This window comes from Legionella qingyii (genome assembly GCF_003184185.1).
The window spans coordinates 34,185-41,916 of sequence record NZ_QHJG01000048.1 but is presented as its reverse complement, the minus strand read 5'-3'; the positions used below and the strand labels follow the sequence as shown (position 1 = coordinate 41,916).

Genomic DNA, 7,732 nt, shown 5'->3' with positions numbered 1-7,732 from the left:
TTAATATGCGGTTGTGATGGTTGGAAAGCGATGGCACTTTTTGCCAAAACTCGAAGACGCTGGTTAAGTCAATTTATTGATTTAAGTCAAGGAATTCCCAGCCACCAAACGTTAGCTCGTGTATTTTCACTGATTGAGCCTTTAGAGTTTGAACGTTGCTTAAGTAACTGGGTTGGAGAGATAAGTCAGTTATTCACAGACGATGTGATTGCCATTGATGGCAAAACAAGCCGAGGCTCATCGCATCAAAGAGGAAACAAGAAAGCCACGCATCTAATTAATGCGTATTCCCCCAGATTGTCGACCACCTTAGCAAGGTACCGCTACGCCTGATAAGAGCAATGAAATAAAAGGAATACCTATTTTATTAAAAGCACTGGCTATCAAGGATAAAATAATAACGATTGATGCGATGGGTACGCACAAAGGAATTGCGAATCTCATCCGTCTTAAACAAGCCCACTATGTGCTTGCGTTAAAGAAAAATCATCAGCGTCTGTATAAAAAGGTTGATAATCTTTTCGCTAAAGCAGATGAGCTCAACTACAAGGCGATGGTGTATCAACAAAAAGAGTCCATGAACTACGACCATAGCCGTATTGAAGAAAGAAAGTATACCCTTTTGCCCGCTATGTATCTGCCACGATATAGCCAACAATGGAAGGATTTAAGTGCCTATATTCGCGTAGAATCGATACGTCATTTACCGACAGGCCATGTTGAAACCGCCACGCGTTACTACATCACGTCCTTACCTTATAAAAAACACAGAAAAATGTACCAAGCGATTCGTGAGCATTGGCAAATAGAAAATGGCTTGCACTACAAATTAGACGTAGGAATGAACGAGGACCAATGCCCCATTTATCGTGGATATGCAGATAGAAATTTAAGCATCATGCGAAAAATCATTCTCAAATTGCTGGAAGAGGACAAATCCTCTCAGGATGGTATTGCTTTAAAAAGAATGAAAGCTGCTCTTTCTACTCAATACTTAAGAAAAGTGATTGGTTTTTAAACTTTGATGAAATCGCCCTGGATTCAGGATCAGATTTCAATGCACTTAATAAAACATTAATAAAATGTACTTATAATGACAAACGGAAAAATATCAAAAAAAATTCTTGATGACTACACCATTTTGGCAAATACGAAATAGAAAATTTTTAACACGAAAAGCGAGCATGAAGGGCGATCTTGCCGAGTGTCTTCATGATCTCAAGCGAGATGCAGCAAAAATTCACTTTAATGGCAAATTATTACTGGATATCTTCATTGCTGATTTGGCAATTGATGCAAAAGGGATGACTATTAATGACAAGATAAGTGCCGTAAAAGATAAACTCTCGATCGATAATATATCCAATCTTTTTAAAAGAGAGCTATTGAAGTTTTGTAATAATGAGGAGATTAAAACTCAGTATGTTGGCACATTAAGTAAAGTTTTTTATCAATGGGGCGTTCTTTATTTAGCAGCGCAATCACTCACTGATAATACTGCGGTTGCTGCAAAAGGATACATAATTGATGGAAATAAATTAAATACAAAAATTAATATTTATGAAAAAAATGGAAGTATCTATATTGATGAGCAAACAGAGCTAATGGGCTTAGGGCAACTTGATGGATTAGGAATAGTCGAAGTGACTAATGACGATAAATCTGCAATGATGATCATTAAAAATAGACTCCATTTGAGACCTACCGGGTTAGGCGGTATGGAATATGCAAATACAGATTTAGCTATTGAATATAATAGTACTCTCGCACAAACACTTTATGATAAAAGGACAATATTTGAGAAGATAATTGATCTCATTAATTCTATTTTAAGATTCAATGGTATTGATAACTTTTCTTTTGATGAGGAACCTTTTAAACCATCTATGTAGTCTCTTGCAAGACAGTTTTACGCTTGATTATAAGCGTGTTTACCAAACTGCGTCTATCTAAATTAAGAAGAGAACGGCTGTTTTGTATGGGATTAATTGAAAGTTTATATTGGGAAACACTTGGATTAGCTGCCAGGTTTAGATTAACTGTTGATTCCTACTATAATAAGATCCAATATCGTTCATTCAATAAAGTCGTCCGTTCATGGCCATTATTTTAGATGAAGAACATCATCAGGATCTTGTTCTGTCTCGCTATGTATAAAAAATAAGTCTAGAAATGGCCTCTTGCATCCAGGATCGAACAGAAATTCGGGATGCAAGAACCGGGCTATCTTATGCTTCTTCAGCCCCTACAGTTGCATTACCCATACTGTATGAATGTGCTCCTGTTCCAGCGAGTCTACCCTGATCCACAATAAGATACACATCACGGATAGGGCGGCCTTCGAGCCAACACTCCAAAATCTCACGGGTTCCCGCAGCATAACGAGCTTGTGCAGATAAGGAAGTCCCTGAAATGTGAGGAGTCATACCATGGCTAGCCATTGTACGCCAAGGATGGTCTTTAGGCGCTGGTTGTGGGAACCATACATCTCCTGCATAGCCTGCAAGTTGGCCATTTTCACAGGCTTTTACAATGGCTTCGCGATTACAGATTTTTCCTCGAGCGGTATTAATAAGATAAGAACCACGTTTCATTTTATTAATCAATTGTTCATCAAATAAATTTTCGGTCTCTGGTGTTAAGGGGCAATTAATAGTTACCACATCACACATTTCAACAAGAGATTCGACATGATTATGAAAAACCAATCCCAATTCCTTTTCGGTTCTCTCTGGCAATCGATGGCGATCTGTATAATGCAATTTAACATCAAAGGGTTTTAAGCGTTTCATAACCGCCAAACCGATTCGTCCACATGCAACAGAACCCACTGTCATTCCTTCCAGATCGTAAGAACGAACTACGCAATCCGCAATATTCCAACCTTTTTGAATAACCCATTGATAAGAAGGCAAATAATTACGTACCAATGAAAGAATCATCATGACCACATGCTCGGCAACGCTAATACTGTTTGAATAAGTTACTTCCGCTACGGTAATGTTCCTTTCTTTAGCTGCTTGTAAGTCGACGTGATCCGAACCAATACCTGCAGTAATTACCAATTTCAATTTTTTTGCTTTGGCAATTCGCTCTGAAGTTAAATAAGCAGGCCAAAAAGGTTGAGAAATCACTACATCTGCGTCAGGTAATTCTTGTTCAAAAACAGAATTTGGTCCTTCCTTATCAGAAGTAACAACAAACTGATGTCCTTGAGATTCAAGAAATTCACGCAACCCTAGTTCACCAGACACAGAGCCAAGTAAAACGCCAGGTTTAAAATCAATATGCTTAGGAGTAGGTACCATTTGTCCATCAGGATAGTGTTCTATTTTGGGAAGTCTATCCCGCGCATAATATTTGGGATACCCATTGATTGGATCGTCATACAGAACACAAAGAATTTTAGCCATACATTTGTCCTTAAATAAAAATGGTTAAATTAAATCGCCGCGTTTCAATTCCGTTGCATTGAGCGCTTGGAAGACGATTGAAAGCTACTTTAGCATCCATAGTTTTAATTGATACTAAATTATTGAATCAAGATAATGAATTCATTCTTTTAACTTGTAAACCATTATCAGCAATAAATTTTAAGTTAAATGATTGTATTGATTAAAGTGGGTATGTTCGAAATAAAAATATATAGATTGAGTCAAAATGCTACTCATCAGATATCAGAAAATCATTTAGCAAAAGAAATTTTCTTATTTCCTCGCTAAAAAATACATTCCCTAATTAGGATGATAATTAGTTGTGTTTGTTTGAACAGGTTGTTCGCCTTTGATCTCCAATCCTGGGTATTCACTTTTGAGTACCGCAATCGCATCTTGGGCAAACTCTTTACTAATAGTTACTTTTAACCTGTCTGAATTTAAACGACCATCGGCTGATTCTACAAAAAAATCTTTGCCATTTACGAATGCATTTTTTTTACTACTTTGATCGTCGCAAATTGCTAAAAGTGCATGATATGCAAAAGTCATATCGCCAATTGCCTCACGCGCTCCATCTTTCATAACAAGAGAGCCATCGCGTTGTTGTTCAACAGTTGTTTTGTATCTCATGATTTCCTCGGTTTATGAACTATATGTATTTAATTTTATCAGAGCATTGTTAACTGAGGCTTAAACCAGGTGAAATTTTTCTGTATTAGACAAAAAAACTTAAGATGAAGGCGTTAAAAAAATCCATCCTTCTGAATAATCGTGTAAATTTACTGTTACATGGTACACAGCTAAAACAGAGGATAGTCAAGAAAAACGTAGTGAGATACAATTGGTTTTTATTAGTTTGATTCAAAGTATAATGAAAATACCGCGATGACTCATAATAATAATCATAGAAAAGAGGGGCCAGTTGCCTACTTATGAGTGACATTTTATGCACTAATTCCAGGATCGAATTTGCAAATACCTTGCGAGGCCTTGCGGCATTATCGGTTGTTATCTCCCATTACTTAAGTTCATTTTGGTACAAGAGAGATTCAATCGCGCATCTAATTAATGCACCACTTTTCTCTCCTGAATCCCACGCAATACCACCATATATTATATGGCTTAATCTCTTTCCTCTTTTTGACTGGGGAGCTTATGGGGTAGGGTTATTTTTTATTATCAGTGGATTTGTTATTCCTTTTTCACTCCATAGAATAAATGCCATAGGATTTTGCATAAATCGCCTTTTTCGTATTATTCCAACCTACATGATAGGATTTAGTATTACTTTATTAGCTCTTTTTTTATGCGGAAAATATTTTCCAGCAGCATGGCCATATACTTTTCAAGAGGTGTTAATTCATTACATTCCTGGAATTCGAGATATTCTTGGATCAAGAAACATAGATATAATTATCTGGACTCTCGAAATAGAAATGAAATTTTACCTAATTGTGGCTTTATCGATTGCCTGGTTTCGTAGTTACTCACTGAACGTTTTTTTTATACCCACAACCCTTTTTCTTTTAACCTGCTATGCGTCGCACATGATTCCAGTATGGGCAATGAATCATTTAGTTGCCTTCATCCAGGCTGAAATCTATATGATGTCAACACCCTATTTAATTTTCATGTTTATCGGGGTGGTTTTTCATTATTTATTCTGTCAGAAAATATCATCTGATATGGGGTATTTGATAATAAGTATCTTATTTTTCATGTTTTGCATCGCTTGGTGGGCAGGGCCTTATTCAAACAATTTAATATTGGCTTGGAGCTATGCTTTAGCTTTATTGACTTTTATGTTTGCTTATATATTTCCTCATCTTTTTAAAGCAAATCTTATATTTAATTTTCTAGCTGGTATTAGTTATCCTTTGTATATTACTCACAGCATTATGGGTTACATTATTCTTCGTATCATGTTGGATATGAATTTTAGAATTGGGATTGCTTTGAGTGCAGTTATTTTTGCATCGGTACTACTATCTTGGTTCCTGCATGTATTTGTCGAACGACCTTCGCAATCGTTAGGCAAAAAACTTGCGGAAAAATTAAGTTTCAGCACTCCAGAGTTACTAGCATTGATAACAAAATCGATTAAATCGTTGCGATTACAACTGTCAAAAAATTAACTAGGAATTTTATGTCAGCTTATGAAACTATTTTAAGCAAGCAAGAAAAGAAATGGATCTTGGACAGGCGTATAACAAGACTCTCTGATAATAAAGAGGTTCAAATATACCCCATGGGGGCTGAGCGCTTTTTATCATCTGCTTTGACCGGGAATCAAAAAAATCGCTATGATATACGATCTGACATCGAAGGGAAAAATGTCTTGGTGATCCCTGGTTTTGGAAATAGCAGTTTTTTATTTGCGTTGGCGGGCGCAAAATCAGTTACAGCTTTTGATAAGGATCCCATTACAATTGCGTGGATGAAAGCATTTAAGAAATATTATCTTTATCGTGAGTATGATTATCGAGGAAATCCATTACCATCAATTGGTGAATTATTAGATGCGCTTACATGTTGGTATCCACCGTTAGTTACTTTGCCCTATGGAAAATTTACTAATTTTTTATTCTGGATAATTTATCCCAATTCTTTAAGACGGATTTATATTCACTATATGCTGGTACTGGTACAGCGTGCTATTCAATCCAAAATTCAAACTAATTTTGAACTTGATAAAAACATTCAGTTTCATGTGGGGACAATAGACCAAATACTTAGTGATCAAAAACAGGCTTTTGATACTGCTTTTGTTCCCTATCTTTTAGGGGTAGAGAACGGAATTGAAAAAGAAAAGGACATAGTGGATTTTATTAGACAATTAGTCAAAATTATTCCTGATGGCTTTATTCTGGTTACTCCTTCCAGAGATATGAAAGAGCATTACATCACTGGGAAGAGCTATTTTTATACAACAGGGTACTCCAATATTCAGGCGATTCCCGGACTTGAAACGTATGTTATTGGTGAAGATAAATACTGGTTTCGTACTCAAGGCTTGGCTATATTTGGAGCGCTTCATAATAGATTATGAATATTATGGAATGATAAGAATGGTATAAATATCTTGAGAAGAATCTTCGATAACCCACCAAGTGTATAATTAATATACAGTAATAGCGAGTGGCATGAACAAATCGAGGATAAATTCATTGAAATCACTTTTGTCCATTATCTTTTTTTAAATTATTTCCATTTTGGAAAATTTATCTTTCAATAGCGCTATATTACCAAAATAATTCACTTGGTGTAAATTATATACATAATCATCATCGAAAACGGTGGAAAATGACAAAACTTAAAGATCTAAAACCATATACTCCAAACGATATATTAACCTCTCGAAAAGTCGGAAATGATTATGAGAAAGTCCCTATGTGTCTCTACAGGCTACGTGATCTACCAGAATGCAGTGAGGAGAATTTGCCATCACGACTATTTGAAGATGAAGATTTTGTCATACCACCAAATGATCCGGGTCGCTCTTGGGCGCAAGCAAAGATAGGGAAATTATATCTTGAATGGGCACCTGACGGGAAAGGAAGCTTTAGTTTAACTATTAAATATATTGATAAGAAAAATAAAACCCTACAGTCATTTTTAAATGTAAAAGGTTCTATAAATTCAAAGATTGAGCTTCATGATTTATTACCTTTTCACTTGTTTACCTATTTTGAACTTAAGGGCACGATAACTAGAGATGGTGAAGAGGCATGTGAAAGGAGAAGCTGTGCTTATGAGTTAAAGATGTTCCTCACTAAATTGCTTCTTGATGAAACGCCTACTGCAGATGAGCTAAGAAATTTCCAGGAAAATTGCAAGAAGCTTTCTGGCGTACAAGTTACATACTTCAGTTTCAATCCTCATAAAAAGCCGACTACTTTGTTTGAAATATCAGCACATAATGATCTCGATTACCTTTCAAAAAAGAGAAGAAGTGAGGCAGAGATTGATCAATGGCTGCAGGAAAAATTGTTACCCAATCTCTCCCTTAAAGAACGCAAAGAGGGATATCTTTTAGGCTTGGAAAATATAATTAATGAGTTGGATCGTGAGCAAAAAAGGAGCTTGGCGTTCCATATTTTAAACAGCTCAGACCATTTTTTAAAAAAAGAAAGGCATTTATTTCGCTTTTCAAAGTATTCCAATAATACGTTCTCTATCTATGAGCTTGCTAGAAGGCTCTTGCTCGAGCCTGGAGAACATACAAACGCCAGACTGATTATTGAAGATGAAGAACATCATCAGGAGTATGTTCTTTCTCGCTATCCATAAAAAAT

General features: G+C 36.0%; 8 protein-coding genes. 6 read left to right on the top strand and 2 right to left on the bottom strand.

Annotation, left to right across the window (positions count from 1 at the left end; all coding sequences use genetic code 11):
* The 3 genes from DGG96_RS21345 to DGG96_RS19220 form a co-directional block, all read left to right on the top strand.
* On the top strand, positions 1 to 333 hold a 333-nt coding region (locus DGG96_RS21345; RefSeq protein ID WP_133249348.1), incomplete at its 5' end, for an ISAs1 family transposase.
* A gap of 13 nt (positions 334 to 346) precedes the next feature.
* On the top strand, positions 347 to 1,018 hold the full coding sequence (locus DGG96_RS21340) for an ISAs1 family transposase (protein WP_110144103.1): 672 nt from the start codon (positions 347 to 349) through the stop codon (positions 1,016 to 1,018).
* Positions 1,019 to 1,127: 109 nt separating this feature from the next.
* Positions 1,128 to 1,892 carry a hypothetical protein gene (locus DGG96_RS19220; protein WP_110144102.1) on the top strand — a complete coding sequence of 255 codons (765 nt, stop codon included), beginning with the start codon at positions 1,128 to 1,130 and terminating at the stop codon, positions 1,890 to 1,892.
* A gap of 336 nt (positions 1,893 to 2,228) precedes the next feature.
* Here the strand turns inward: DGG96_RS19220 and DGG96_RS19215 are convergent, their stop codons facing one another.
* Together DGG96_RS19215 and DGG96_RS19210 are read right to left on the bottom strand one after the other, a co-directional pair.
* Entirely contained in the window at positions 2,229 to 3,413 is a 1,185-nt protein-coding gene (locus DGG96_RS19215) for an NAD-dependent formate dehydrogenase (protein WP_110144101.1), read from the bottom strand.
* 321 nt (positions 3,414 to 3,734) lie between these two features.
* On the bottom strand, positions 3,735 to 4,067 hold the full coding sequence (locus DGG96_RS19210) for a hypothetical protein (RefSeq protein ID WP_110144100.1): 333 nt from the start codon (positions 4,065 to 4,067) through the stop codon (positions 3,735 to 3,737).
* 302 nt (positions 4,068 to 4,369) lie between these two features.
* Between DGG96_RS19210 and DGG96_RS19205 the strand changes: the two genes are divergently transcribed.
* The 3 genes from DGG96_RS19205 (at position 4,370) to DGG96_RS19195 (ending at position 7,727) form a co-directional block, all read left to right on the top strand.
* A complete protein-coding gene (locus tag DGG96_RS19205) occupies positions 4,370 to 5,572 on the top strand; it encodes an acyltransferase family protein (protein WP_110144099.1) in 1,203 nt (400 codons plus the stop codon).
* 11 nt (positions 5,573 to 5,583) lie between these two features.
* On the top strand, positions 5,584 to 6,486 hold the full coding sequence (locus tag DGG96_RS19200) for an ABC transporter permease (RefSeq protein WP_110144098.1): 903 nt from the start codon (positions 5,584 to 5,586) through the stop codon (positions 6,484 to 6,486).
* Between the two features lie 254 nt (positions 6,487 to 6,740).
* Positions 6,741 to 7,727 (top strand): hypothetical protein, encoded by a 987-nt coding sequence (locus DGG96_RS19195; RefSeq protein WP_110144097.1) that lies wholly within the window; start codon positions 6,741 to 6,743, stop codon positions 7,725 to 7,727.
* Positions 7,728 to 7,732 lie beyond the last annotated feature (5 nt).

Excerpts from the sequence above, each read along its gene's own strand:
- DGG96_RS19220 (WP_110144102.1), top strand. The coding sequence starts at position 1,128 with ATGACTACACCATTTTGGCAAATACGAAATAGAAAATTTTTAACACGA.
- DGG96_RS19215 (WP_110144101.1), bottom strand. The coding sequence starts at position 3,413 with ATGGCTAAAATTCTTTGTGTTCTGTATGACGATCCAATCAATGGGTAT.
- DGG96_RS19195 (WP_110144097.1), top strand. The coding sequence starts at position 6,741 with ATGACAAAACTTAAAGATCTAAAACCATATACTCCAAACGATATATTA.
- DGG96_RS19205 (WP_110144099.1), top strand. The coding sequence starts at position 4,370 with ATGAGTGACATTTTATGCACTAATTCCAGGATCGAATTTGCAAATACC.
- DGG96_RS19200 (WP_110144098.1), top strand. The coding sequence starts at position 5,584 with ATGTCAGCTTATGAAACTATTTTAAGCAAGCAAGAAAAGAAATGGATC.
- DGG96_RS19210 (WP_110144100.1), bottom strand. The coding sequence starts at position 4,067 with ATGAGATACAAAACAACTGTTGAACAACAACGCGATGGCTCTCTTGTT.